28 protein-coding genes are annotated in these 22,520 nt (G+C 71.3%); 19 read left to right on the top strand and 9 right to left on the bottom strand.

What is annotated here, in order from left to right:
* Positions 1-271: 271 nt before the first annotated feature.
* Positions 272-907, bottom strand: a complete 636-nt coding sequence (upp, locus tag CRP27_RS06390) for a uracil phosphoribosyltransferase (RefSeq protein WP_079236621.1) — start codon at positions 905-907, stop codon at positions 272-274.
* A 77-nt stretch (positions 908-984) separates the two neighbouring features.
* Between upp and CRP27_RS06385 the strand changes: the two genes are divergently transcribed.
* Positions 985-1,416, top strand: a complete 432-nt coding sequence (locus CRP27_RS06385; protein ID WP_097180319.1) for a nucleoside deaminase — start codon at positions 985-987, stop codon at positions 1,414-1,416.
* Positions 1,417-1,426: 10 nt separating this feature from the next.
* On the opposite strand, the gene CRP27_RS06380 is transcribed toward CRP27_RS06385, so the two are convergent.
* Positions 1,427-1,804 (bottom strand): hypothetical protein, encoded by a 378-nt coding sequence (locus CRP27_RS06380; protein ID WP_097179883.1) that lies wholly within the window; start codon positions 1,802-1,804, stop codon positions 1,427-1,429.
* Between the two features lie 48 nt (positions 1,805-1,852).
* Positions 1,853-2,809 carry a cation diffusion facilitator family transporter gene (locus CRP27_RS06375; protein ID WP_097179882.1) on the bottom strand — a complete coding sequence of 319 codons (957 nt, stop codon included), beginning with the start codon at positions 2,807-2,809 and terminating at the stop codon, positions 1,853-1,855.
* Positions 2,810-2,874: 65 nt separating this feature from the next.
* Between CRP27_RS06375 and proC the strand changes: the two genes are divergently transcribed.
* Complete coding sequence (gene proC / locus CRP27_RS06370) at positions 2,875-3,705, top strand: pyrroline-5-carboxylate reductase (RefSeq protein WP_097179881.1); 831 nt, start codon at positions 2,875-2,877, stop codon at positions 3,703-3,705.
* Between the two features lie 18 nt (positions 3,706-3,723).
* Here the strand turns inward: proC and CRP27_RS06365 are convergent, their stop codons facing one another.
* Positions 3,724-5,142 carry an MFS transporter gene (locus CRP27_RS06365; protein ID WP_097179880.1) on the bottom strand — a complete coding sequence of 473 codons (1,419 nt, stop codon included), beginning with the start codon at positions 5,140-5,142 and terminating at the stop codon, positions 3,724-3,726.
* A 51-nt stretch (positions 5,143-5,193) separates the two neighbouring features.
* Between CRP27_RS06365 and CRP27_RS06360 the strand changes: the two genes are divergently transcribed.
* On the top strand, positions 5,194-5,781 hold the full coding sequence (locus CRP27_RS06360; protein ID WP_097179879.1) for a TetR/AcrR family transcriptional regulator: 588 nt from the start codon (positions 5,194-5,196) through the stop codon (positions 5,779-5,781).
* A 60-nt stretch (positions 5,782-5,841) separates the two neighbouring features.
* On the opposite strand, the gene CRP27_RS06355 is transcribed toward CRP27_RS06360, so the two are convergent.
* On the bottom strand, positions 5,842-6,534 hold the full coding sequence (locus CRP27_RS06355) for a TrkA family potassium uptake protein (RefSeq protein WP_175473676.1): 693 nt from the start codon (positions 6,532-6,534) through the stop codon (positions 5,842-5,844).
* Complete coding sequence (locus CRP27_RS06350; RefSeq protein ID WP_097179878.1) at positions 6,527-7,960, bottom strand: TrkH family potassium uptake protein; 1,434 nt, start codon at positions 7,958-7,960, stop codon at positions 6,527-6,529. The genes CRP27_RS06355 and CRP27_RS06350 overlap by 8 nt, the downstream gene beginning before the upstream one ends.
* A gap of 72 nt (positions 7,961-8,032) precedes the next feature.
* On the opposite strand from CRP27_RS06350, the gene CRP27_RS06345 reads away from it, so the two are divergent.
* The 5 genes from CRP27_RS06345 to CRP27_RS06325 all read left to right on the top strand — a co-directional run bounded on the left by CRP27_RS06345 (position 8,033) and on the right by CRP27_RS06325 (position 9,672).
* A complete protein-coding gene (locus CRP27_RS06345; RefSeq protein ID WP_079236614.1) occupies positions 8,033-8,548 on the top strand; it encodes a helix-turn-helix transcriptional regulator in 516 nt (171 codons plus the stop codon).
* Between the two features lie 80 nt (positions 8,549-8,628).
* A complete protein-coding gene (locus CRP27_RS06340; protein WP_022902482.1) occupies positions 8,629-8,823 on the top strand; it encodes a helix-turn-helix domain-containing protein in 195 nt (64 codons plus the stop codon).
* Positions 8,824-8,941: 118 nt separating this feature from the next.
* The gene (locus CRP27_RS06335) at positions 8,942-9,040 is read left to right on the top strand and encodes an AURKAIP1/COX24 domain-containing protein (RefSeq protein ID WP_003792170.1); all 99 of its coding nucleotides are present in this window, start codon (positions 8,942-8,944) and stop codon (positions 9,038-9,040) included.
* Between the two features lie 87 nt (positions 9,041-9,127).
* Positions 9,128-9,382, top strand: coding sequence for a glutaredoxin family protein (locus tag CRP27_RS06330; RefSeq protein ID WP_097179877.1), 255 nt, complete (start codon positions 9,128-9,130; stop codon positions 9,380-9,382).
* Entirely contained in the window at positions 9,379-9,672 is a 294-nt protein-coding gene (locus CRP27_RS06325; protein ID WP_097179876.1) for a Dabb family protein, read from the top strand. The genes CRP27_RS06330 and CRP27_RS06325 overlap by 4 nt, the downstream gene beginning before the upstream one ends.
* Positions 9,673-9,750: 78 nt before the next feature.
* Here CRP27_RS06325 and aspS read toward each other — a convergent pair whose 3' ends face one another.
* The gene (gene aspS / locus CRP27_RS06320; protein WP_097179875.1) at positions 9,751-11,091 is read right to left on the bottom strand and encodes an aspartate--tRNA(Asn) ligase; all 1,341 of its coding nucleotides are present in this window, start codon (positions 11,089-11,091) and stop codon (positions 9,751-9,753) included.
* Between the two features lie 194 nt (positions 11,092-11,285).
* Between aspS and CRP27_RS06315 the strand changes: the two genes are divergently transcribed.
* Both CRP27_RS06315 and CRP27_RS06310 read left to right on the top strand, forming a co-directional pair.
* Entirely contained in the window at positions 11,286-11,624 is a 339-nt protein-coding gene (locus tag CRP27_RS06315) for a hypothetical protein (protein ID WP_097179874.1), read from the top strand.
* Positions 11,621-11,830: a hypothetical protein gene (locus CRP27_RS06310; RefSeq protein WP_097179873.1), complete on the top strand. Its 210-nt coding sequence runs from the start codon at positions 11,621-11,623 to the stop codon at positions 11,828-11,830. Before CRP27_RS06315 ends, CRP27_RS06310 begins: the two co-directional genes overlap by 4 nt.
* Here CRP27_RS06310 and CRP27_RS06305 read toward each other — a convergent pair.
* A complete protein-coding gene (locus tag CRP27_RS06305; protein WP_097180318.1) occupies positions 11,819-12,193 on the bottom strand; it encodes a MerR family transcriptional regulator in 375 nt (124 codons plus the stop codon). The two genes, CRP27_RS06310 and CRP27_RS06305, sit on opposite strands and share 12 nt — an antisense overlap.
* Positions 12,194-12,246: 53 nt before the next feature.
* On the opposite strand from CRP27_RS06305, the gene CRP27_RS06300 reads away from it, so the two are divergent.
* The 6 genes from CRP27_RS06300 (at position 12,247) to ccsB (ending at position 18,508) form a co-directional block, all read left to right on the top strand.
* Positions 12,247-13,737 carry a SulP family inorganic anion transporter gene (locus tag CRP27_RS06300; RefSeq protein ID WP_097179872.1) on the top strand — a complete coding sequence of 497 codons (1,491 nt, stop codon included), beginning with the start codon at positions 12,247-12,249 and terminating at the stop codon, positions 13,735-13,737.
* 68 nt (positions 13,738-13,805) lie between these two features.
* Entirely contained in the window at positions 13,806-14,462 is a 657-nt protein-coding gene (locus CRP27_RS06295) for a histidine phosphatase family protein (RefSeq protein ID WP_097179871.1), read from the top strand.
* Positions 14,459-15,073, top strand: coding sequence for a TlpA disulfide reductase family protein (locus tag CRP27_RS06290; RefSeq protein ID WP_097179870.1), 615 nt, complete (start codon positions 14,459-14,461; stop codon positions 15,071-15,073). The genes CRP27_RS06295 and CRP27_RS06290 overlap by 4 nt, the downstream gene beginning before the upstream one ends.
* Before the next feature lie 45 nt (positions 15,074-15,118).
* Positions 15,119-15,817 (top strand): cytochrome c biogenesis CcdA family protein, encoded by a 699-nt coding sequence (locus CRP27_RS06285; RefSeq protein ID WP_097180316.1) that lies wholly within the window; start codon positions 15,119-15,121, stop codon positions 15,815-15,817.
* Positions 15,801-17,507 (top strand): cytochrome c biogenesis protein ResB, encoded by a 1,707-nt coding sequence (locus tag CRP27_RS06280; protein ID WP_176505487.1) that lies wholly within the window; start codon positions 15,801-15,803, stop codon positions 17,505-17,507. Before CRP27_RS06285 ends, CRP27_RS06280 begins: the two co-directional genes overlap by 17 nt.
* A 5-nt stretch (positions 17,508-17,512) precedes the next feature.
* Positions 17,513-18,508 (top strand): c-type cytochrome biogenesis protein CcsB, encoded by a 996-nt coding sequence (gene ccsB, locus CRP27_RS06275; protein WP_097180315.1) that lies wholly within the window; start codon positions 17,513-17,515, stop codon positions 18,506-18,508.
* A 293-nt stretch (positions 18,509-18,801) separates the two neighbouring features.
* On the opposite strand, the gene CRP27_RS06270 is transcribed toward ccsB, so the two are convergent.
* Positions 18,802-19,800 (bottom strand): o-succinylbenzoate synthase, encoded by a 999-nt coding sequence (locus CRP27_RS06270; protein ID WP_255257461.1) that lies wholly within the window; start codon positions 19,798-19,800, stop codon positions 18,802-18,804.
* A 117-nt stretch (positions 19,801-19,917) separates the two neighbouring features.
* Here CRP27_RS06270 and CRP27_RS06265 point away from each other — a divergent pair, with 117 nt between their 5' ends.
* The 3 genes from CRP27_RS06265 to CRP27_RS06255 are packed head-to-tail and all read left to right on the top strand — an operon-like array spanning position 19,918 to position 22,501.
* Positions 19,918-20,403 carry a hypothetical protein gene (locus CRP27_RS06265; RefSeq protein WP_097179868.1) on the top strand — a complete coding sequence of 162 codons (486 nt, stop codon included), beginning with the start codon at positions 19,918-19,920 and terminating at the stop codon, positions 20,401-20,403.
* A 38-nt stretch (positions 20,404-20,441) separates the two neighbouring features.
* Entirely contained in the window at positions 20,442-21,371 is a 930-nt protein-coding gene (locus CRP27_RS06260) for a 1,4-dihydroxy-2-naphthoyl-CoA synthase (protein ID WP_097179867.1), read from the top strand.
* Positions 21,371-22,501, top strand: coding sequence for an AMP-binding protein (locus CRP27_RS06255; protein ID WP_097179866.1), 1,131 nt, complete (start codon positions 21,371-21,373; stop codon positions 22,499-22,501). The genes CRP27_RS06260 and CRP27_RS06255 overlap by 1 nt, the downstream gene beginning before the upstream one ends.
* Positions 22,502-22,520 lie beyond the last annotated feature (19 nt).

Below are 22,520 nucleotides of genomic sequence, written 5' to 3'. Positions count from 1 at the left end.
ATCATCATGCCGGCGGTCCCCTGTGCCTCGGAGAGGACGCGGGTGGACACGGTTGCAGTCATGGGACGAGTATCGGTGGGATACCAACGTCGTGTCAACCGTCCGCGCGGACGGTGCGGTGAACAGGACAGGACGAAGGAAAGGAGGCGGGCCCCACCAGCCGGTACCGGCGCACCGCGCCAGCGGGGTGACGGCCGTGCCTGGAGGGACAGTGCCAGCTGGCACCGCGCCTCCAGTGAAGAAGGTGGTCGCGTCGCGACCGGTGGTCGTCCTACTCGGCCAGGCCGTAGAGACGGTCGCCGGCGTCGCCGAGGCCCGGCACGATGTAGCCGTTCTCGTCGAGCTTCTCGTCGAGGGCGCCGAGCACGATCGAGACGTTGCGGTCGCCCACGGCCTGCTCGACGGCGGCGAGGCCCTCCGGAGCGCCGAGGATGCACACGCACGTGACCTCCTGCGCACCGCGGTCGAACAGGAAGTCGATCGCGGCCGCGAGGGTGCCGCCCGTCGCGAGCATCGGGTCGAGCACGAAGCACTGCCGACCGGTCAGGTCGTCTGGCAGCCGCTCGGCGTAGGTCTGCGGTTCGAGGGTCTCCTCGTTGCGCGCCATGCCGAGGAAGCCGACCTCGGCAGTCGGGACGAGCTTGACCATGCCCTCGAGCATGCCGAGACCGGCACGGAGGATCGGGACGACGAGCGGGCGGGGCTTCGCGATCGAGACGCCCATGGTGTGGGCCACCGGGGTGTCGATCGGCGTCGCGGTGACGCGCACGTTCCGGGTCGCCTCGTACGCCAGGAGCGTCACGAGTTCCTCGGTGAGGGCGCGGAACGTCGGGGAGGGCGTCGTACGGTCGCGGAGCACCGAGAGCTTGTGGGTGATGAGCGGGTGGTCGGCGACGTGGACTCGCATAGGGTCGAGCCTACCGTGCCGTCGACCCCCAGGAGGGACCCGTGGAAGCACCCGCCGCCCGCCCGTTCGTGCCCGCGATGGAACGCGCACTCGACGAGGCCCGTGCGTGCCTGGCAACCGGGGACGTCCCCGTCGGTGCGGTCGTCCTCGACCGGGACGGCAGGGTCGTCGCCGTCGGGCGGAACGAACGCGAGGCGCGGCAGGACCCGACCGCGCACGCCGAGGTCCTCGCGCTGCGGGCCGCTGCCGCGGCGATCGGCGACTGGCACCTGGCGGACCTCACCCTGGTGGTGACGCTCGAGCCGTGCCCGATGTGCGCCGGTGCGGCGATGGCGGCTCGTGTGCCGCGGATCGTGTTCGGTGCGTGGGACCCGAAGGCGGGGGCGAGCGGGAGCGTCTACGACGTCGCGCGGGACCGCCGGCTGCCGCACCGGTCCGAGGTCGTCGGCGGGGTGCTCGAGGCGGAGTGCGCGGCGCTGCTGGACGCGTTCTTCGCCGCGCGGCGTTGAGCGACGGGCGTCACTTCCAGAGGACCGCGATCAGGACGTTGACGATCGCGAGCGCTCCGGCCGAGTGGAAGAACGGCAGCGCGGCCTTGGCCTTCGCGGTGCCGGCGTCCGCGCGCTTCTGGCGCGCCCGGGCGACGAACGCCAGCACGAGGGCGACCGCCGCGATGACGAGCTTCACACCGAGCTTGGCGTGGTTCGCGCCGCCGTCTCTCGTGGCGTCGATGATCCCCATCATGCCGAGCCCGGTGACGAGCTGGACGACGAGGCCGGTGATCGGCCAGAAGGTCTGGAACCCGCCCTTGCGTCGGACCTGCACGAGGAACGCACCGATGACCGCCGCGAGGCCGAGGAAGTGCAGGACGAGCAGGATGTTGAAGAGCGCCGACATGGCACCATCGTGGATGACCGGCGCCGGTGCCCGCCAGCAAGGTTGCCCTTAGTCTGCGGCGCGGATGACGATCGCCTCGGTCGGCGGACGCGGGCCGGTGCGGAGCACGTCGGGCTCGACGTAGATGACCCGCGCGATCGGGACGGCCGTCCGGACCCGCTGCTCGACCGTGTCGATGCCTGCCGCGACGTCGCCGAGCCGACGGTCGCCGTCGACCGCGACCTTCACGCCGACCATGAGCTCGTCCGGACCGAGGTAGAGGGTCTTGATGTGGATGATCGAGTCGACCTCGGGGCCGTCCAGCACGGCCTGCTTGATCCGCTCGACGTCCGCGGCGGTCGCGCCCTCACCGACGAGCAGGCTCTTCGTCTCGATGCCGAGCACGACCGCGACCGCGATGAGCAGCACGGCGATGAGGATCGTGCCGACCGCGTCGAACACGCCGTTGCCCGTGATCGCGGTCAGGCCGACGCCGAACAGGGCGAACACCAGGCCGAGCAGGGCCGCGGTGTCCTCGAGCATGACGACCGGGAGTTCGGGGGCCTTGGCGCGGCGGACGAACTGCACCCAGCTCTGCCGGCCCTTCTGCGGCCGGGCCTCGTGCAGGGCGGTCCGGAGGGAGAAGCCCTCGAGCCCGATCGCGATGACGAGCACCACGAGGGGCAGCCACCAGTTCTCGAGGGGGTGCGGGTGGGTGAGCTTCTCGATGCCCTCGTAGAGCGAGAACACGCCACCGACGGAGAACAGGATGATCGACACGACGAACGCGTACACGTAGCGCTCGCGCCCGTAGCCGAACGGGTGCTCCTCGTCCGCCGCCCGCCGAGCTCGTCGCCCGCCGAGCAGGAGCAGGAGCTGGTTCGCGGAGTCCGCGAGCGAGTGGACGCCCTCGGCGAGCATCGACGCCGAGCCGCTGATCGCCGCGGCGACGAACTTCACGATCGCGATGCCGATGTTGGCACCGAGTGCGGCGAAGATGGCCTTGGTGCCTCCGGAAGCGCTCACAGATGTCCCTTCTCCCTGACCTGCGCCCACGATCCTAGGCGGGCGCGCTGGGTAGGGTCGGGAGCATGACGATCGAACTGCCCCGTACCGCCATGCTCGGCGTCGGCTCCATGTCCGGCGCGGTCCTCGACGGCCTGCTCGCCGCCGGTCTCGACCCGGCCACCGTGACCCTCACCACGAAGTCCGAGCAGTCCGCCGCGGCGCACCGGGAGCGCGGGCTGGACGCCACCGCGACCGACACCGACGCAGACGCGAACCGCGCGGCCGTGCGTGGCGCGGGGCTCGTCGTGCTCGGGGTGAAGCCCTACGTGATCGGGGACCTGCTCGACGAGGTCTCGGCGGACCTCGAGCCCGGGGCGGTCGTCGTGAGCGTGGCCGTGGGGACGACGATCGCCAGCATGGAGGCGAAGGTGCCCGCCGGGGTCCGCGTCGTCCGGGCGCTCCCGAACACCCCCATCGGTGTCGGGCACGGCGTGACGGGGATCAGCGCCGGTCCCTCCGCCGATGCCGAGGCCGTGGCGCTCGCGTCGTCGGTGTTCGACGTCTCCGGCGTGGTCGTCGAGGTCCCCGAGTCGCAGCTCGACGCGCTGTCCGCCGTGTCCGGGTCCGGCCCGGCGTACGTGTTCCTGCTCGTGGAGCAGTGGCAGCAGGCGGCCGAGTCCCTCGGGTTCTCGCACGACCAGGCCGAGACGATGGTGCAGGGCACCCTCCGTGGCGCGGTGGAGCTGCTGGCGGCGTCCGGGAAGGAGCCGACCGACCTGCGGAAGGCCGTCACGAGCCCGAAGGGCACGACCGAGCGCTCCGTCGCCGTGCTGCAGGACGCCGACCTGGCGGGGACGTTCGCGCGGGCGTCCCGTGCGGCGATCGCCCGCGCCGAGGAACTCGCGAAGGGCTAGCGCCGGGCACGCGAGGGGCTAGCGCCGCGCACGCCGCACCGCCCACGTGACGAGCGCACCGGCCAGTACCGTCAGGACCGTCCCGGCGATCACGACGGCGCTGTCGAACTGCGTGCCCTGTGCCTGCGTCCAGGGGGTCGCGGTCAGTCGTCCGGAGAACACCGCGGCGAGGACCGTGCCCGCGATCGCGATCCCGATCGCCGAGGTGACCTCGGACGACGTGTCGACCAGCGCGGCGCCGATCGTGGTGCGGTCCTCCGGCAGCCCCCGCAGCACGTTCGTGCCGGCGACCACACCGACGACCCGCATCCCCGCCGCGACGAGCACCAGGGCGAGGGCGACCCAGCCGTAGCCCCGCGGGCCGAGCACCGTGTAGACGCCGAGCCCGACGACGACCGCGGCGGCACTCGACCACGCGGCGTGCTCGAGCCCGACCCGGCGGACGAACGGTCCGACGAACGCGCTCCCCGCCACGAGCACGGCGACCTGGGGGAGCATCCCGATCGCGGCGAGTGCCGGCGGCCATCCCCACGCGAGCTGGAGCTGCAGGGTGACCAGGTACCCGAGGCCGGCGACGGCGAGGCCGGTCGCCGCCTTGTAGGCCAGGCCGCTCGTCACCAGGGGGCGGGCGAGCAGGTCGAGATCGAGCAGCGGGTGCTCGGCCCGACGCTCGCGCAGCACGAAACCGGTGCCGGCGAGGACAGCGCCGAGACCAGCGGCCCACCCCGTCCAGTCGCCGACCCCGCTCTCGGCGAACCGGGTCGGGGCGACGAGCGCCAGCACGATCGTCGCGGTGCCGAGCACGGCGCCCGTCCAGTCGATCGGTGCCCGGTGCAGCCCGGCGGGTTCGTCGCGGGCGACGCCGGACCGGATGCCGACGAACGCGAGTGCGGCGATCGGCACGTTGACGAGCAGGAGCGCCTGCCACGGGGCGACGGCGAGGACGAGGCCGCCCAGGGTGGGGCCGACCGCCAGGCCGACGAGCCCGACGGTCGAGATGAGGGTGATCGCCCGGACGCGCTGGTCGTCGTCGTCGAACAGCCGGAACGCCAGGGCCATCGACCCCGGAGTGGTCATGGCCGCCGCGATGCCGGTGACGACGCGCACGGCGACGAGCTGGTCCGCGGTGGTGACGAACGCCGTCGCCAGGCTCGCCAGCCCGAGCAGCACGAGCCCGACGAGCATCACCCGCCGGCGGCCGTACCGGTCGGCGACGGCACCCGCGGCGAGCATGAGGCCGCCGAACACCACCGAGTACGCGCCGGTGACCCACTGCAGTCCGAACGCGCCCACGTGGAGCTCGCGGCCGATCGTGGGCAACGCGACGTTCAGGACGGAGTTGTCGAGCATCTCGAACAGGAAGACCGCGGCGAGCCCGGCGAGGGCGACCCGCGAACCGCGGAGGGATCGGGGAGAGTGGGTGATGACGGCGCTCATGCGTCTAAGTTAAGTCACTAAACTCAGTCAGTCAACAGAAGGTAGATTCGCATGCCCAGGAGCGCACCCCGCGGGGGACCGGAGACCCGCGCGCGGATCGCCGAGACGGCCTCCGGGATGTTCGCCGAACAGGGCTTCGACGCGGTCACCGTGGCGCAGGTCGCCAGGGCCGCGGGCGTCTCGAGCGTGACGGTCTTCAAGCACTTCCCACGCAAGGAGGACCTGTTCCTCGACCGCTCCGCCGAGACGGTGGACCTGTTTCGCTCCGCGGTCGACGGGGTCCCACGGACACAGGTACTCGACGCGCTCGAGGCCCTGACCACGCGACTCGTCGACGACCGTGCGCCGGTCTCCGGCCTCGCGCCCGGGTCGGAGTCGTTCTTCCGGACCATCGCGGCGTCACCGTCGCTGCAAGCCCGTGCCCGGGAGCTCGCAGCGGGAGCGCAGGACGCGCTCGCCGAGGCGACGGGTGACGCACTGCTCGCTGCGCTCTTCGTCGCCGGCTACGCGACGGTGTTCGTGGAGACCGCTCGGCGGATCCTCGCGGGGGAGGACGGGGACGCCGTCACGACGGCGCACCGCGCCGGACTGGACCGACTCTTCCGCGCACTCCGGGACGGGGTCGCGTCCGCGACGTGACCATGATGCGGACTGGAGGGACGGTGCGGGCCCGCCCCGCGCCTCCCGTCCGCCCGTTGCTCACTCCAGGGCGGCGAAGCGTTCCAGGGCGCTCTCGGTCCCGGAGACGATGATGACGTCGTTCTGGCCGATGACGCTCTCCGGCGTGGCCGGCACGAAGGCCTCGCCCGGGGTCTTGATGCCGAGCACCGTGAGGCCGAAGCGCGTGCGGATCACCGTGGTCGCCAGGTCCTTCCCGCGGACCGACGCCGGCGGGAACATCTTGACGACGGCGAAGTCGTCGTCGAACTCGATGAAGTCGAGCATCCGGCCGGACACGAGGTGCGCCGTACGCTCGCCGGCCTCGCGCTCGGGGTAGACGACGTGGTTGGCGCCGATGCGGGACAGGATCGTGCCGTGCGACCGGCTGATCGCCTTCGCCCAGATCTGCGGGATGCCGAGGTCGACCAGGTTCGCCGTGATGAGCACGCTCGACTCGAGGTCGCTGCCGGTCCCGACGACGGCGATCGGGAAGTCCTGCGCGCCGATCTGCCGGAGCGCGTCGATGTCGGTCGCATCGGCCTGCACCGCGTGGGTGACCCGGTCGGACCACTTCTGCACGAGCCCGGCGTCGGTGTCGACGACGAGGACCTCGCGGTCCTGCCGCTCGAGCTGTCCGGCGGTGGCGGCGCCGAACCGGCCGAGGCCGATGACGAGCACCGGGGCGTCGTGGCTGACGGCACCGAGCGGGTGCGGGCGGTTGCGGTCAGCCAACGATCGGCCTCTCCTCGGGACGGCGGAACAACTGCCGGCTCTGGCTGGCGGCCAGTGCAGCGGCGATGGTCACTGTACCGACACGGCCCAGGAACATCGTCGCGGCGAGGACGTACTTGCCGGACTCGGGCAGGTTCGCGGACACCCCGGACGAGAGGCCGCAGGTGGCGAACGCGGAGATGACCTCGAACAGCACCCGGTCGAGCGACTCGTGCGTGATCTGGAGCAGCACGACCGTGGCGACGGCGACGATCGTGGCACCCCAGAGGACGACGGCCACGGCGACGCGGAGCACGTCGCTCGGGATGCGACGACCGAACGCCTCCATGCTCTGTCGTCCGCGTGCCTCCGCCACCGCCGCGAGGAACAGCACTGCCAGCGTCGTGACCTTGATGCCGCCGGCGGTCGAGGCCGAGCCGCCGCCGATGAACATGAGCATGTCCGTGACGAGCAGGCTCGAGCCGTTCAACTGGTCGAAGTCGACGAGCGAGAACCCGCCCGACCGGGTCATGGTCGAGAGGAAGAGTGCCTGGAACGCCGTCCGACCCGCGCCCTCCTCACCGAAGGTCGTCGGGTTCGATGCCTCGAGCGCGATGTACACGGCCGCCCCGCCGACGAGCAGGACCGCGCTCGTCGCCAGGGTGAGCTTCACGTGGATGGGCCAGCGGCGCGGGGTGCGGAGCTGCTTCGTCAGGGCGCGGATCACCGGGAAGCCGATCGAGCCCGCCACGACGCCGACCATGAGCAGGGACAGGAACCAGTAGTCGTGCGCGAAGGGGGTCAACCCGCTGGCGTTCGGCGCGAAGCCGGTGTTCGTGAACGCCATCGCCGCGTAGTAGAAGGAGTCGCCGACCGCCGTCCAGAACGGCATCCCCGCGATGAGCACGGACGGCAGCAGGAGGAGCCCGAGGACGATCTCGATGGACAGCGTGCTCACCGCGACGGTGGCGAGCAGGGTGCCGACCTCGCCCAGGCGGACGGCCTGGCCCTCGGGGACGGCGCCGTGGTGCGTCCGCAGCGGGTTCGAGTCCCCGGCGGCCATGAGCTTCGCCCGGAGTCCGAGCTTCCGGGTGACGAACAGCCCGAGGATCGAGGCGAACGTCAGGACGCCCACGGCACCGATCTGCGTGCCGATCACCACGAGGGTCTTGCCGAACACCGACCAGTGCGTCGCCATGTCCACCGTGGCGAGCCCGGTGACGCACACCACCGACGCGGCGGTGAAGAGTGCGTCCGCGAAGTGGGTCGAGCGACCGTCCGCCGCTGCCCACGGCGTCATGAACAGGCTCGTGAAGACGAAGATCAACGCGACGAACACGATGATCGCCAAGCGGGACGGCGACGACCGGAGCGCGGTGCCGATCCGGGACGGCCGCCGACGGGTGGTGCCCGCCGGACGCGACGGCGGCTCGTGGCGATCGAGCATCGTATGCCTCCGGGGACATGGGCGGGACGGTTCGTCATGGTACATCCGTGACGGCCCGGCTAGCCTTGCTGCATGGCCGACATCTTCAGCGTCGTGGCGGATCCCACCAGGCGTGAGCTGCTCGGGGCGCTGCTGTCCTCGTACGGCTCGGACGTCACCGGCGGCGAACTCAGCGTCGGCCAGCTCGTCGAGAAGCTCGGCGTCAGTCAACCCACCGTGTCGAAGCACCTCCGCGTCCTCCGGGACATGGGGCTCGTCACCAGCCGTGAAGAGGGGCAGCACCGCTACTACCGCCTCGACCCGGAACCGCTCGTCGGCATCGAGGAGTGGGTGCTCCCGTTCACGAGCGCGGTCGACGCGGACGGCACCCCGGCGACGACGGCGTGGACGCTCGACGGCCAGCCGGTGTCGGTCCGCCGCTCCGGCACGGCCGGCAAGGCCACGGTCGAGGTCGGCACCGAACTCGGCCGGGTCATGGCCGAGGCGTCCTACCGTGCGACCGCCGCACTGAGCGGTGCGCAGCAGGGCTGGGAGCGGGTCGTCGACCGCAGCCGCAAGCGCTTCACCCGGCGTGGCGACGAGGACTGAGCCGGATCTGGACACCGGTCGCACCGGCCCCTACAGTTGCCAGTGACCACACAGGTCACACCAATCCCCGAAGGCGGACCATGACCGGCAGTTTCGACGACGTGCGCTTCCTCACCGTCGCTGAGGTCGCCGAGATGATGCGCGTCTCCAAGATGACGGTCTACCGCATGGTCCACGCGGGTGAACTCCCCGCCATCCGGTTCGGCCGGTCCTTCCGCGTCCCGGAGTCCGCCGTCGCGGACGTCCTGCGCGGCGGCATCGCCGACGTCGGCTAGTCGGGTCCGAACCGGCCCGTTCGACATCGCGTCGGCCCTCCGCTAGACTCGGCGGGGTTGTTTTTCCGCGGTCTCGTTGGCCCGGTGTCCACACAACATCAGTCCGAGTGAGGTCCGTATGGGTTCTGTCATCAAGAAGCGTCGCAAGCGCATGGCGAAGAAGAAGCACCGCAAGCTGCTTCGCAAGACGCGCCACCAGCGTCGCAACAAGAAGTAGGCCCCGAGCCTGCAGCGTCAAGCCCCGGTTCGCCGGGGCTTTCGCATGTCCGGAGAGGGTACTGTGCGGGCCGGTTATGGTTGTCCCATGCCCGCCGTGACCCTGCTGACCAAGCCCGGCTGCCACCTCTGCGACGACGCCCGACCGGTCGTCGAACGCGTCGTGGCCGAACACCCCGGTGCGACGCTGCAGGAGCTGTCCATCCTCGACGACGACGCCCTCCGCGAGGAGTACGCGGAGGACATCCCCGTCGTCCTGGTCGACGGGCGCGTCCACAGCAACTGGCACGTCGACGCCGACCGGCTCCGCCGTGCTCTCGAGAAGGCCGAGGCCACCGCATGATCCACCACGTCGTCTCCTGGACCCTGCGCGAGGACCTCGACCGCGCCACGTCCATCGCCCGGATCCGGGAGCTCCTCGTCGGGCTGATCGGCACCGTCGGGTCGATCCGTTCGCTGGAGGTCGTCGAGAACGTCGCCTACCCGGGGAAGAACCAGGACGTCGCCGTCGTGGCGGCCTTCGACGACCTCGCCGGCCTCGACGAGTACCAGGTGCACCCGCAGCACCAGGCCGCGGCAGCGGAGATCCGTGGCCTGGTCACGGGGCGGGCGGCCATCGACTGGGAGAGCTGAGCCGCGCCTCCAGGCCCACCGCGGAACGCGAAGCGGCCCCCGTCCTCGGACGGGGGCCGCTTCGCGTGTGCCGGGTGACTACGGGGTCAGGCGCGTCGGGCCGCGGAAGAGGTACGTGACCTCACGGATCGACGGCTCGTGCAGCGCGAGCATGAGCACGCGCGCCAGGCCCATGCCGAAGCCGCCGTGCGGCGGGACGCCGTAGCGGAAGAAGTCGAGGTACCAGCCGAGCTCCTCCGGGTCGAGGCCCTTCTCGACGGCCTGCGCCGTCAGGGTCTCCACGCGGTGCTCACGCTGTGCACCCGTCGAGATCTCGGCGCCGTTGAACAGCAGGTCGTAGCTGTTCGTGAGCGTCGGGTCGTCGGCGTGGCGCATGTGGTAGTAGGGGCGGATCGACGCGTCGTAGTCGGTCACGAAGACGAACTCCGAGCCGTGCGTCTCCTTCGCCCAGGCGCTCACGCGGCGCTCGCCCTCTGGATCGAGGTCACCGTCGGCGCGCACGACCTCGTAGCCGCTGTCGGCGACGATCTTCCGGGCCTCGGCCAGGGTCACACGGGGGAACGGAGCGGTCGGGACGACGAACTCGAAGCCGAAGACCTCCTCGATGTCCTTGCCGTGCTTCTCCTTGACCGCGGTGAACCCGGCGACGAGGAGCTCCTCGTGCATGGCCATGACGTCCTCGTGGGACTCGACCCACGAGAACTCGGCGTCGATGCTCGTGAACTCGGTCGCGTGCCGGCTCGTGAAGGAGGGGTCGGCGCGGAAGGCGTCCGCGATCTCGAAGACCGCACCGAATCCCGCGGGCTGCGCCATCTGCTTGAAGTTCTGCGGGGACTGCGCGAGGTACGCCGTCGTCTCGAAGTACTCGAGCTGGAAGAGCTCGGCACGCGACTCGGACGCCGACGCCATGAGCTTCGGGGTGTGGATCTCGATGTAGTCGCGCTCGACCCAGTAGGTGCGGAACGCGTGCTCCATCGTCGTCTGGATGCGGAAGATGAGGTTCTGCTTGCGGTTGCGCAGGTCGAGGAAGCGCCAGTCGAGGCGCTTGTCGAGCGAGGAGTCGTCCGCGATCGGGGTCTCCGGGATCGCGGCGCTGATGACGGTCAGGTCGCCGACCTTGACCTCGAGCCCGCCGAGCTTGACGCGCTCGTCGTGCTTCAGCGTGCCCTGCACGTGCACGAAGGTGCCGTGCGCGAGGCCGGAGATCGCCTCGGTCGTCGCGAGTGCCGCGGCGGAGGCGTCGTCGCCCTCGACCGCTTCGCGCGTGGCGGGGTTGACGAGCTGAGCGGCGCCGGACTCGTCGCGGAGGACGACGAACTGCACCTTCTTCTGGTCTCGGACGGTCTCCACCCATCCGGCGACGGAGACGGGGCCGTCGGGGCGTGCGGCGAGGTCGGCGATGCGGGTGCGTTCGATCACGGTGGTCGAGTCTACCGGTCTGCCTCCGGGCCCGTCGTCGGGTGCGTCCGTCGGTGTGGGCGTGCGCGGCTGTCCTCCACAGGTCGGCCTCCGCCCGGCGTCGTCCACAGGGACGGCCTGGAGGCACGGGTCGGGCCCGGCGGCTCCGTAGCGTTCTCGACGTGGCCGGGTCGCGAGCTGGAGGGAGGCCCCGGATGACGGCAGGGGTCGAGGGGCTCGCGGCCTGGCCGCCTGCGGCGGTGGCGACGGTGGTCGCGGCGGCGCAGGCGGTCGCGCTGACGGCGGTCGCGGGGTTGGTCGGCGGCCTGTGGGCCGTGCTGCGGTGGCGGCGGGACGTGGCGCGTGAGGAGCGGGACCGGGCGTGGTCGCGGTTCGTGTGGACGGTCGAGCAGGCGTGCGACGGGGACGTCGGGCGGGCAGAGATCGGCTTCGCGAGTGCTGATGTCATGTACGACATGCAGATTCTTCGCGAGGGCGGCGCCGTGCTGGGCACGATGGTGCTCGGGCTCATCACGGGGAGGGAATCGGAATGACGGTGGAAGATCCGGTGCTCGCGCTCGTCGCTCGGCGCCAGGAAGAATGGCGTCAGCGGATCCGGCGGAAGTACCGCTTGCGGCCGTGGAAGGCGCGTCGTCTGATCTGGGAACACGACGAGCTCATCCGACGGCAGGCCGAGTGGCGGGACGCGCGTCGCGAGCGCCGGCGACTCATCGAGACCGGCGAGCTGTCACGGGACTGACGCGCGCAGCGCACCGAGCGTGCCGATGAACTCCTCGGCCATGCCCGCACGCTCGACGAGCTTCGCGTGCCGAGCCCGCGCATCCACGAGGAACTCGTCGAGCCGTGCGGCGAGGGCCGGCGCGTCGTCGGGGTCCTGGGCCGCGAGCCCGTCGACGACCCGGAGCAGCTCGGCCATCTCGTCGAGCGTGAACCCGAGCGGCTTCATCCGACGGATCACGAGCAACCGCTCCAGGTCCTGCTCCGTGTAGACCCGGAACCCGCCGCTCGTCCGTCCACTCGGCACGAGCAGCCCGACCTCGTCGTAGTGCCGGATGGTGCGGAGGGACATCTCCGCGCGCTCGGCCAGTTCCCCGATGTGCATGGTGGTGCTCACGTGTCGAACTCTACCCTCACGTGAGGGTAGAGTTCGACGCGATGTCCGTGATCACCCATGCCCCGACGGCCCCGACCGTCCTCGGCGCCCTGCGTTCGCCCCGACTGCTGACGCGTGAGGTCCTCGCCGGGATCGTCACCGCGCTCGCCCTCATCCCCGAGGCGATCTCCTTCTCCGTCGTCGCCGGGGTGGACCCCGCCGTCGGGCTCTTCTCGAGCGTCGTCATCGCGGTCGTCATCTCGATCGTCGGCGGTCGCCCGGCGATGGTGTCCGCCGCCGCCGGATCGGTCGCCCTCGTCATCGCGCCGCTCGTGCGGGACCACGGCATCGCCTACCTCGTCCCGACGATCGTGCTCGGCGGGGTGTTCCAGGTCGTGCTCGGCTTCCTCGGCGTCGCGCGTCTGATGCGGTTCATCCCGCGGAGCGTCAACGTCGCCTTCGTGAACGCCCTCGCCATCCTCATCTTCACCGCGCAGCTGCCGAACCTCTTCGGCGGGGACGTCCCGGCGGTCGTCTGGCCGCTCACCGCCCTCGGCGTCGCGATCATCGTCGGCTTCCCGTTCCTCACGAAGGCGGTCCCGGCCCCGCTCGTCGCCGTCGTGGTGATCACCGCGATCACCCTGGTCGCCGGCATCGCGGTCCCGACCGTGGGGGACAAGGGGGCCCTGCCGACGGCGTTGCCGGGGTTCTCCGGCATCACGACCCCGTTCTCGTTCGAGACGCTGCAGATCATCGCGCCGTACGCGTTCGGCGTCGCGATCGTCGGGCTCATCGAGACGCTCCTCACCGCCCAGCTCGTCGACTCGATCACCGAGACCGGGTCGAGCAAGTGGCGGGAGTCCTGGGGGCAGGGGATCGCGAACGTCGTCTCCGCGTTCTTCGGCGGGACGGGCGGGTGCGCGATGATCGGCCAGACCGTGATCAACGTGAAGACCGCCGGTGCCCGGACGCGGATCTCGACCTTCGTGGCAGGGGCCTCGGTGCTCGTGCTGACGATCGTGCTGCACGACCTGGTCGCCGAGATCCCGATGGCCGCGCTCACCGCGGTGATGATCATGGTGTGCGTCGCGACCTTCGACTGGCACAGCATCCGCCCCCGCACCCTCGGCCGCATGCCGCTCGGCGAGACCGCGGTGATGGTCATCACCGTCGTCGTGGTCGTAGCGACGGACAACCTCGCCACCGGGGTCCTGGTGGGTGTGGTGGTCGCGGCGCTGGTCTTCGCCCGGAGAGCCGCGCACGTCGTGACCGTCGCGCGCGAACCCGTCGACGAGCACACGGTCCGGTACCGGGTGCGCGGCGCACTGTTCTTCGCGTCGTCGAACGACCTCGTCACGCGGTTCTCCTACGCGCAGGACCCCGAGCACGTGGTGATCGACATGTCCGACGCGCACGTGTTCGACGCGAGCACGGTCGCCGCCCTGGACGGGGTCGAGCAGCGCTTCGCCAAGCACGGCTCGACGGTCGAGGTGGTGAACCTCAACACGGGTTCGGTCGCCCTCCACGGGCGGCTCTCCGGCGAACTCGGCTGAGCGCTTCCGCATCCGGTGAATCGTCTGTGCGGGCGGTGGGAACGCCTGAGCGACCTACACTGGAACCCATGCCCGCGTCCCGAATCCACCTCGTCCGTCACGGCGAGGTGCACAACCCGGACCGTGTCCTCTACGGGCGGCTCCCCGGCTTCGGGCTGAGCGACCTCGGCAAGCAGATGGCGCTCGCATCGGCCACCGCCTGGAAGGACGCTGGGGTCGACGTCCGCCGCATCGTGGCCTCCCCGCTGCAGCGCACGCAGGAGTCCGCGGCGCCGTGGTCCGAGGCCTTCGGGCTCGACGTGGCGCTCGACGAGCGACTCATCGAGCCGACGAACCGGTACGAGGGGCAGCCCCCGGGCTTCACGAAGCGTTCGCTCGGACGCCCGGCCGAGTGGCCGTGGATCGCGAACCCGTTCCGCCCGAGCTGGGGCGAGGCGTACGAGTCCATCGCGAACCGGATGCTCGCGGCGATCGCCACGGCGTGGGAGAGCGTCGACGCGGGCGACGTCGTCCTCGTCAGCCACCAGCTGCCGATCTGGATGGTGCACCGCCGTCTCGCCGGGGAGCAGCTCTGGCACGACCCGAGGAAGCGGCGCTGCGACCTCTCCAGCATCACGACCGTCGAGCGTGTACCCGCCACCTCGTCCGGTCGGTTCACCGAGGTCGGGTACGCGGACCCGGCGCAGGCGCTGCGCGCGACCGCCATCGACGAAGGAGCAGTGTGACCAGCACCAGGAAGCGGCTCGCGGTCCTCGCGGCGACGGCGGTGACGGCCGCCCTCGTCCTGACGGGCTGCTCGTCGGACAACGACTCGCTGTCGAAGCAGTACGGCAGCGGCACGACGCAGAACTACATCTCCGGCGACGGCGCGGTGACCGAGGTCGCCACGGACAAGCGCACGGACGCCGTGGACTTCGAGGCGAAGGACACCGATGGCGACAGCATCTCGTCGAAGGCGCTCAAGGGCAAGGTCGTCGTCCTGAACTTCTGGTACGCCGGCTGCCCGCCGTGCCGTGCCGAGGCGAAGTACCTCAACAAGGTGCACGACCAGTTCGCCGACGACGACGTCCAGTTCATCGGCGTCAACGTGCGTGACGAGCAGGCCACGGCCGAGGCGTTCGAGCGCACCTTCAAGGTCGACTACCCGACGGTGCTCGACCAGAAGACCGGCGCGATGCAGCTCGCGATGTCCGGGCAGATCGCCCCGAACGCCGTGCCCGCCACCATCGTGCTCGACAAGCAGGGCCGTGTCGCCGCACGCGTCCTCGGTGCCGTCGACGGCCCGGGGATCCTGAACACCCTCGTCTCCGACGAGTTGTCGGGCAAGGCCTCCTGACCCGTGTCCAGCAACCCCTTCGCCGACGCGATCCTCAGCGGGCAGATGGCCGTGGCGCTCCCCGTCGCGGCGCTCGCCGGACTCGTGTCGTTCCTGTCACCGTGCGTGCTGCCGCTCGTGCCGGGGTACCTCGGCTACGTCGGCGGCGTCGCCGAGGGCGGGCAGCGCCGCGGTCGTGTGGTGCTCGGGGTGCTGCTCTTCATCCTCGGGTTCACGGCGGTCTTCGTCGCGTACACGACGGTCTTCGGGGCGCTCGGCTTCTGGCTCGTGCGGTGGCGTGACCTCATCACGCAGATCCTCGGGGTCGTCGTGATCGCGATGGGCCTCGTGTTCGTCGGCCGTTTCACGTTCCTGCAGCGCACCATCAAGCCCGGGTGGACGCCCGCGACGGGTCTCGTCGGCGCACCACTGCTCGGCATCGTGTTCGGTCTGGGCTGGACGCCGTGCCTCGGCCCGACCCTCGCCGCCATCAACCTGCTCAGCGTCCAGTCGGGCAGTGCCTGGCAGGGCATGTGGCTCGGTGTCGCGTACTGCCTCGGCCTGGGCATCCCGTTCGTCCTCGTCGCGCTCGGCGCCGGCTGGGCCACCGGGGCCATCCGCGCCGTGAAGCGCCACATGCGCACCGTCAACATCATCGGAGGAGCGATCCTGATCGTCATCGGTCTGCTCATGGTCACCGGAATCTGGTCGGCCGTCATGTCGAGCGCGGGGGCGGTGATCCAGAGCTTTGTCCCCGCAGTCTGACCCCGACGTCGACGCCGCCGACATCGACTCCACCGACACCTCGGCGGACCCGCAGCGACCTTCCGACCACGTCGACGGCTCCGGTCCGGCCGACCCCTCCGCCGCGGGTGGTGGCGATGGGGTCAACCAGCCGAAGCTCGGACTCGTCGGCTACCTGCGCTTCTTCTGGCGCCAGCTCACGAGCATGCGGACCGCGCTGTTCCTGCTCATGCTGCTCGCCCTCGCGGCGATCCCGGGCTCGCTGGTCCCGCAGCGCACCGCGGACCCGAACGGCGTCGTCCAGTACAAGGCGGACCACGCGACGCTCTACCCGATCCTCGACAAGCTCCAGGTCTTCGACACCTACACCTCGGTGTGGTTCTCGGCGATCTACCTGCTGCTGTTCGTCTCCCTGATCGGCTGCATCATCCCGCGCACGAAGCACCACTGGCAGGCGCTCCGCACCCGGCCGCCGAAGACCCCGGTGCGCCTGACGCGGCTCGCGGGCTACCAGAAGGTCGCCGCTGACGACACCGAGGTGTCGGCGGAGCAGGCGGTCACCCGTGCGATGGCGCTGCTGAAGCGTTCCGGCTACCGCGTCGAGCGGTTCGGCGACTCGGTCAGCGCCGAGCGCGGCTACCTGCGCGAGACCGGCAACCTGGTCTTCCACGCGGCACTCGTCGGCGTGCTCCTGGCGGTCGGAGTCGGTGGCGGCTTCGGGTACACCGGCCAGCGGCTCCTCGTCGAGGGGCAGACGTTCTCGAACGTGCTCGGCTCGTACGACTCGTTCAACCCTGGGCGGTGGTTCCAGCAGACCGACCTCAAGGGCTACAACTTCACCCTCGACAAGTTCGTCACCAAGTACGAGGAGCGCAACCTCGACGCCCTCGGCCAGGCGCTCGACTACTCGGCGACCGTGACGACACAGGAGAAGGGCGGCGCGAAGCAGACGAGCCGCCTCGGCGTCAACGACCCGGTGAGCGTCGGCGGCACCAACGTCTACCTCCTCGGCAACGGCTACGCGATGGACGTCACGGTGCGGGACGGCGACGGCAACGTGGCGTTCAAGGACACCGTCCCGTTCCTGCCGGAGGACGCGAACTACACGTCCACCGGCGTCATCAAGGTGCCCGACGCCGCGCCGGACCAGCTGGGCATGGTCGGCTTCTTCTACCCGACGGCGTCGAAGCTCTCCACCGGGGCGTACGCCAGCGCCTACCCGGACGACCAGAACCCACTGCTGACGCTGCAGGTGTACACGGGCGACCTCGGTCTCGACGACGGCGTCCCGCAGAGCGTCTACACGCTCGACACGAGCGGCCTGCAGCAGATCGCGGGGCGGCAGTCCGACACCGCCAGCATCGAGCTGAAGCCCGGACAGACCAAGAAGCTGCCGGGTGACGCCGGCTCGATCACCTTCGACGGCGTGAAGCGCTACGTCTCGCTCGACGTGCACCACGACCCCTCGCAGCTGTGGGTCGGCGGCTTCGCCGTGCTGTCGGTCCTCGGCCTGCTCACGTCGCTCTTCGTCCCGCGCCGTCGCGTGTGGGTGAAGGTCGTGCCCCGTCGCGACGACGGCACCGGGGCCGAGCCGGGCTACGACCTCGAGTACGCCGGCCTCGCACGTGGCGAGGACCCGAACCTCGAACGAGCCGTGGCGGACATCGCCAAGCGCCACACGTCGGACCTCGGAGTTAGGATGCCCCAGTGAACGACATGACCACGAACCTCGCGACCTACTCGGTCGTGCTGACGTACTCCGCCATGGCGGTCTACGTCATCGCGTTCATCGCGTTCGCCCTGGACGTCGCGAAGCGCTCCGGCAACGTCGCGGCCGCCGCCGACGGCGCCGGTGCACCCCAGGCGAGCGCCGCCGAGCGGACGGTCGCCACCGTGCAGGGCGGCACGGTCGTCCTCGAGAAGGTGTCGCAGTCGTCCGACGGCGGGAGCGCCCGACGCGGGGGCACCCGGTTCGAACGCGTCGGCATGGCGATGACGATCCTCGCGCTCGTGCTGCACGTCGGCTCGATCGTGCTGCGCGGCATCGCGGCCGACCGTGTCCCGTGGGGCAACATGTTCGAGTTCTCGCTGACCGGCACCGGCCTGATCATCCTGATCTTCCTGCTCGTGCAGCTCTGGCAGAACCTCAAGTTCCTCGGTGTGTTCATCACCGGCCTCACGATCATCCTGCTCGGCATCGCGACCGTGAACTACTGGGTGCCCGTCGTCCCGCTGCAGCCCGCGCTGCAGTCGTACTGGCTCGTCATCCACGTGTTCGTGGCGATCGCCGGCACCGGGTTCTTCGCCCTGGGTGCCGGCCTCGCGGTGTCGCAGCTCGTGCAGACCTACCGCCAGGGCCGTTCGACCTCGGGCAAGCTCCGCTTCATGGAGACGCTGCCCGACGCCGATCGGCTCGAGGTCCTGACCTACCGCGTCATCCTGGTCGGCTTCGTCCTCTGGACCTTCACGCTCATCGCCGGTGCCATCTGGGCCGAGCGGGCCTGGGGTCGGTACTGGGGCTGGGACACCAAGGAGGTCTGGACCTTCATCATCTGGGTCGTCTACGCCGGGTACATCCACGCGCGGGCGACGCGCGGCTGGCGTGGGGCGCGGTCGTCGTGGCTGGCGCTCATCGGCTTCGCCGCAGTGATGTTCAACTTCTCCGTCGTGAACGTCTTCTTCAAGGGCCTGCACAGCTACTCGGGCCTGTGAGTCGCCCTGGTCGCTGACGCGACCGTCACCGGACTGGAGGCGCGGTGCCAGCTGGCACCGCGCCTCCAGTCCGTCTCGGCCTCGTTCACGGGCCGCACCCGGCGTCTCGTCTCAACCAGACGAGACGCCGCCGCGCGCGCGACGCGCCGCCGGCCGCGCGAGACGCCGCCCGAACCGGCGGTGTCTCGCGCCGCGCGCGGCGTCTCGGCGCCGCCGCGGCGTCTCGTCTCAGCGAGACGAGACGCCGACGCACGCCCGAGACGCCGCCGCACGCCCGAGACGCCGCCGGACCGTCAGGAACCGGCCAGCACCGCGTGCACGCGCTCGAGCCGTGCGCGCCACCAGGCGGTCCGCTCCGGCGATGCCGCGTTGCGCGCCAGGAGCTCCCGCGACACCTCCACGCGCCGCACCGGCACGCGCCCGCCGACCGGCAGCAGCGGCGTACCCGACACGTCCGACTCGAACATCGCCGCCGTGCCGAGCCCGGCGGCGTACCCCGGGCTCATGGCGTCCGCGGCGAGGAACGCCCCCATCCCGAGCCCGACCGACGTGTCGAGCGCACTCGACACCACGCAGGGCAGCCCCGCCTCGGCGACGATCGCCCGCGCGGCCGTGATGCCGCCGAGGGGCTGCGCCTTCACGACGAGCACGTCGGCGGCGCCGGCCCGGGCGACGGCGAGCGGGTCTGCGGCCTTCCGGACGCTCTCGTCGGCGGCGATCGGGACGCCGAGCCCCGACAGTCGGGCGCGGAGGGCGGCGAGTTCGGGGACGGTGCGGCACGGCTGCTCCGCGTACTGCAGGTCGAACGGAGCGAGGCGTTCCAGGGCCACGGCCGCCTGGTCGACGGTCCACAGGCCGTTCGCGTCGACGCGGACCCGGGCGTCGGCACCCATGATCCGACGCACCTCGGCGACCCGCGCGACGTCGTCGTCCACCGTCGTGCCGGGCTCCGCGACCTTGACCTTGGCGGTGGTGCAGCCCGGGTACCGGGCGAGCAACCCCGCGACGGCGTCCGGAGCGATGGCGGGCACGGTGGCGTTCACCGCCACGGAGTCCGCGGCGGGCTCGTGCTGCGCCCAGCCGAAGTCGATCGCGGCCCGGAGCCACGCGGCGGCCTCGGCGTCGTCGTACTCGACGAACGGCGAGAACTCGGTCCAGCCGGTCGGGCCACGGAGGACCACTGCCTCGCGGGAGGTGATCCCGCGGAACCGCACGCGCATCGGCAGCGCGACCACGTGCGCGTCCGCGAGGAGGTCGGCGAGGGCGGGGAGTCCGGGGCGGTCGGGGAGCACGTCCCCATCCTGGCAGCGACGTCCAGCCCTCCTCACGGTTCCTCGGAGGGGACCGCCAGGGCAGGGCATTAGCATGCATCGGTCGGCCAGGGTCGGCAGCAGGCGATCGGTCGACAGGTGTCGATCAGCACGGACGACCAGGACGAGGGAGGCGCGGTGCCGGAACCGCAGCAGCGCGCACCGCGTCCGACGGCTCCCGGCCGCGACACCGACGAGTTCGCCCGGCTCATGCAGCGCAACACCGTCGACGTCCGGCAGCAGGGGCAGGTCGGTCGCAGGAAGCGCAACCCGGTCGTCGGCAAGATCGCCCTCGGGCTCGCCGTCGTCTCGGCAGCGGTCGACGCGAGCGCCTTCGCCGTCTTCATGGGCGGCGACACCGACTTCGCGTTCGGCATCTGCTTCGTGGTCGTGTTCCTGACGCTCATCGCCGCGGTCCTGGGCTTCGTCGCCGCCGTCGGGTCCTTCGGCCGCTGGTACGGCGCGGTCGGCGTGGTGGTGGCCTTCTTCGCCAATCCGGTGATCCTCATCGTCCTCCTCGTGATCGTCGCACCAGAGGTCCTGACCGACATGGGCGGCTCGGCTGCGGACGGCATGGGCGTCTGAGCCCGAGCGACACCGTGCCCGAGCGGTACCGTGGGGGCATGGCTGCTCCCGTCTCCGACCTGTTCGATCCCGACGTCTGGACCGCGGCTCCGATCGCGGAGCAGTTCACCGACATCACGTACCACAAGCACGTGTCGCACGGCATCGTCCGGGTCGCGTTCGACCGCCCCGAGGTCCGCAACGCCTTCCGTCCCCGCACGGTCGACGAGCTGTACCGCGCACTCGACGACGCCCGTCAGGATCCCCGCGTCGGCGTCGTCCTGCTGACCGGCAACGGCCCGAGCCCGAAGGACGGCGGCTGGGCGTTCTGCTCGGGCGGCGACCAGCGCATCCGCGGGCGGAGCGGGTACCAGTACGTCGGCGACGAGGGCGCCCCGCCGGAGGGCGTCGACCCGGCTGCGGCCCAGGCGTCGATGGGACGGCTGCACATCCTCGAGGTCCAGCGCCTCATCCGGATGATGCCCAAGGTCGTCATCGCGGTGGTCCCGGGGTGGGCGGCGGGCGGCGGCCACTCGCTGCACGCGATCTGCGACCTGACGATCGCGAGTGCCGAGCACGGGAAGTTCAAGCAGACCGACGCCGACGTCGGCTCGTTCGACGGGGGCTACGGCAGCGCCTACTACGCCAAGCAGATCGGGCAGAAGTTCGCCCGCGAGGTCTTCTTCCTCGCGCAGGAGTACTCGGCGCAGCGCGCGTACGAGATGGGCGCCGTGAACGCCGTCGTCCCGCACGAGGACCTCGAGCGCGAGGCGATCCGCTGGGGCGAGATCGTCCTCGGCAAGTCCCCGACCGCGATCCGGATGCTCAAGTACGCGTTCAACGCCGTCGACGACGGCATGGTCGGGCAGCAGGTGTTCGCGGGCGAGGCCACGCGGCTTGCCTACGGCACCGACGAGGCCGTCGAGGGCCGTGACTCGTTCCTCGAGAAGCGCGCGCCCGAGTGGACCGCCTTCCCCTGGCACTACTGATGACCCGTCCGCTGGTCGCGCTGGGTGCGTCGGATCCGTTCGCGGTGCTCCGCGGCCTGGAGGCAGCACTCGCCGGCGGCCCCGCCCTGCTCCCCGTCGCGGAGGACGCGCCGGCGCTGCCGACACCGGCTCCGGCCAGCGTCCCGCAGCGGGTCGCCCTGGTCGTCGAGACGAGCGGGTCCACCGGGACCGGCAAGCGCGTCGCGCTCTCGTCCGAGGCGCTGCTCGCCGGCGCCGCGGCCGCCGACGCAGCGCTCGGCGGTCCGGGCGGGTGGGTGCTCGCGCTGCCCACGCACTACATCGCCGGTCTCAACGTCCTGACCCGGTCGATCACCGCCGGGACCTCGCCGGTCGTCGTGCCGCCGGGGCACTTCGACGCGGATGCGTTCGCCGACGCCGCCGATCGACTCGTCACCGGGCCGGCCGCCCCGCGCCGGTACACGTCGCTCGTCCCGGTGCAGCTGGCGCGGGTGCTCGACGACGCCCGGGCGTCCAGGGCCCTGGCGGCGTTCGACGCCGTCCTGGTCGGTGGGCAGGCGACACCGGCACCCCTCCGGCAGCGCGCACTCGATGCGGGCGTCCGCGTGGTGACGACGTACGGAGCGAGCGAGACGAGCGGCGGCTGCGTCTACGACGGCGTCCCGTTCGGCACGGTCCGCGCCGAGGTCGTCGACGGCGAGCTGTTCCTGGCGGGCCCGATGCTCGCCGAGGGGTACCTCGACGACGACGGGCGCACGGCGTCCGCGTTCACCGAACGGGACGGACTCCGCTGGTACCGCACGGGTGACGCCGCCCAGGTGCGCGACGGCCTGGTGCGGGTGCTCGGCCGGCTCGACGACGTCGTGATCTCCGGCGGCGAGAAGGTCCCGCTCGGGCAGGTCGAGCGCCTGGTGCGGGAGCTGCCAGGGCAGGACACCGCGGTCGTCAGCCGGCGTGCGTCGGGGGAGTGGGGCGAGGTGCCGGTCGTGGTCACCGCGCGGCCGCTCGACCTCGAGGTCGTCCGAGCCCACGTGGGCGCCGCGCTCGGCCGGGCGGCTCGTCCGGCCGCGGTCGTCGTCGTGGCCGAGCTCCCGATGCTCCCGACCGGCAAGCCCGACCGTCGGGCGATCCAGGTCATGGCCGGTTCGTAGCACTGCGCGACCGGACGCC

The sequence above is a fragment of the Curtobacterium sp. 314Chir4.1 genome, from assembly GCF_900215175.1.
Classification (GTDB): Bacteria; Actinomycetota; Actinomycetes; order Actinomycetales; family Microbacteriaceae; genus Curtobacterium; species Curtobacterium pusillum_A.
Note: the sequence above shows the minus strand (reverse complement) of the source record. Positions and strands in the feature narration are given on the sequence as shown.

What these genes read in the sequence shown, in the direction of transcription:
- upp (WP_079236621.1), bottom strand. Translation starts at nt 907, where the DNA reads ATGCGAGTCCACGTCGCCGACCACCCGCTCATCACCCACAAGCTCTCG.
- CRP27_RS06385 (WP_097180319.1), top strand. Translation starts at nt 985, where the DNA reads ATGGAACGCGCACTCGACGAGGCCCGTGCGTGCCTGGCAACCGGGGAC.
- CRP27_RS06380 (WP_097179883.1), bottom strand. Translation starts at nt 1,804, where the DNA reads ATGTCGGCGCTCTTCAACATCCTGCTCGTCCTGCACTTCCTCGGCCTC.
- proC (WP_097179881.1), top strand. Translation starts at nt 2,875, where the DNA reads ATGACGATCGAACTGCCCCGTACCGCCATGCTCGGCGTCGGCTCCATG.
- CRP27_RS06365 (WP_097179880.1), bottom strand. Translation starts at nt 5,142, where the DNA reads ATGAGCGCCGTCATCACCCACTCTCCCCGATCCCTCCGCGGTTCGCGG.
- CRP27_RS06360 (WP_097179879.1), top strand. Translation starts at nt 5,194, where the DNA reads ATGCCCAGGAGCGCACCCCGCGGGGGACCGGAGACCCGCGCGCGGATC.
- CRP27_RS06350 (WP_097179878.1), bottom strand. Translation starts at nt 7,960, where the DNA reads ATGCTCGATCGCCACGAGCCGCCGTCGCGTCCGGCGGGCACCACCCGT.
- CRP27_RS06345 (WP_079236614.1), top strand. Translation starts at nt 8,033, where the DNA reads ATGGCCGACATCTTCAGCGTCGTGGCGGATCCCACCAGGCGTGAGCTG.
- CRP27_RS06340 (WP_022902482.1), top strand. Translation starts at nt 8,629, where the DNA reads ATGACCGGCAGTTTCGACGACGTGCGCTTCCTCACCGTCGCTGAGGTC.
- CRP27_RS06335 (WP_003792170.1), top strand. Translation starts at nt 8,942, where the DNA reads ATGGGTTCTGTCATCAAGAAGCGTCGCAAGCGCATGGCGAAGAAGAAG.
- CRP27_RS06330 (WP_097179877.1), top strand. Translation starts at nt 9,128, where the DNA reads ATGCCCGCCGTGACCCTGCTGACCAAGCCCGGCTGCCACCTCTGCGAC.
- CRP27_RS06325 (WP_097179876.1), top strand. Translation starts at nt 9,379, where the DNA reads ATGATCCACCACGTCGTCTCCTGGACCCTGCGCGAGGACCTCGACCGC.
- CRP27_RS06315 (WP_097179874.1), top strand. Translation starts at nt 11,286, where the DNA reads ATGACGGCAGGGGTCGAGGGGCTCGCGGCCTGGCCGCCTGCGGCGGTG.
- CRP27_RS06310 (WP_097179873.1), top strand. Translation starts at nt 11,621, where the DNA reads ATGACGGTGGAAGATCCGGTGCTCGCGCTCGTCGCTCGGCGCCAGGAA.
- CRP27_RS06305 (WP_097180318.1), bottom strand. Translation starts at nt 12,193, where the DNA reads ATGCACATCGGGGAACTGGCCGAGCGCGCGGAGATGTCCCTCCGCACC.
- CRP27_RS06300 (WP_097179872.1), top strand. Translation starts at nt 12,247, where the DNA reads ATGTCCGTGATCACCCATGCCCCGACGGCCCCGACCGTCCTCGGCGCC.
- CRP27_RS06295 (WP_097179871.1), top strand. Translation starts at nt 13,806, where the DNA reads ATGCCCGCGTCCCGAATCCACCTCGTCCGTCACGGCGAGGTGCACAAC.
- CRP27_RS06285 (WP_097180316.1), top strand. Translation starts at nt 15,119, where the DNA reads ATGGCCGTGGCGCTCCCCGTCGCGGCGCTCGCCGGACTCGTGTCGTTC.
- ccsB (WP_097180315.1), top strand. Translation starts at nt 17,513, where the DNA reads ATGACCACGAACCTCGCGACCTACTCGGTCGTGCTGACGTACTCCGCC.
- CRP27_RS06260 (WP_097179867.1), top strand. Translation starts at nt 20,442, where the DNA reads ATGGCTGCTCCCGTCTCCGACCTGTTCGATCCCGACGTCTGGACCGCG.
- CRP27_RS06255 (WP_097179866.1), top strand. Translation starts at nt 21,371, where the DNA reads ATGACCCGTCCGCTGGTCGCGCTGGGTGCGTCGGATCCGTTCGCGGTG.